This window comes from uncultured Jannaschia sp. (assembly GCF_947494025.1).
Taxonomy (GTDB): domain Bacteria; phylum Pseudomonadota; class Alphaproteobacteria; order Rhodobacterales; family Rhodobacteraceae; genus Jannaschia.
On sequence record NZ_CANLTQ010000125.1, the window covers coordinates 1 to 670 of the forward strand.

The following is a 670-nucleotide window of genomic DNA, read 5'->3' on the forward strand; positions in this document are numbered from 1 at the left end:
CCAGCGGCCGATGCCGCGCAGCCTGCCGGTGACGCTGTCGGTGAACGCCGCGACGATCAGGAACGGCACCCCGAGGCCGGCCGAGTAGATGGCGAGCAGCAGGGTGCCCTCGCCGACCGTCGCGCTGGCCGCGCTGGCGGTCAGAATCGCGCCCAGGATCGGGCCGATGCAGGGCGTCCAGCCGAAACCGAAGGCCAGTCCGAGAACATAGGAGGCGACCGGCTGCCCGCCCGGCAGGTCGAGGTGGAAACGCAGGTCGCGCTCCATGGCCGACAGACGCGCAGCCCCAATCATGAACAGTCCGAACAGGATCACGATCCCGCCGCCGATCAGGTTGAGCTCGAAGCGCCATCGCAGCAGGGCCTGGCCGAGCGCGGTGGCGGAGGCGCCGAGCAGGATGAAGATGGTGGAGAAGCCGAGGACGAAGCAGAAGCTGAGCCCGAGCGCCCGCCCCTGCGAGGGTGACGCGCCGCCGGAGACGGTGCGCCCGGCGACGTAGGAGACATAGCCGGGCACCAGCGGCAGGACGCAGGGCGACAGGAACGAGATCGCGCCCGCCAGCAGCGCCGCCACCAGCCCGAGGGTGGAGAGATCGGTCACCGCCCTGCCCTGCGCCAGGCCGAGGCGGTGCCGATCGCGGCGAAGTAGGCCGCCGTCGGGACGACGATCC

Annotated in this window: 1 protein-coding gene; it reads right to left on the reverse strand. The window is 71.6% G+C overall.

The genetic code is table 11. The features are described from left to right. Positions 1-600, reverse strand: a 600-nt coding sequence (locus Q1B08_RS21610; RefSeq protein WP_299823474.1) for a cytochrome c biogenesis protein CcdA, incomplete at its 3' end; no start/stop codon positions are given. Positions 601-670 lie beyond the last annotated feature (70 nt).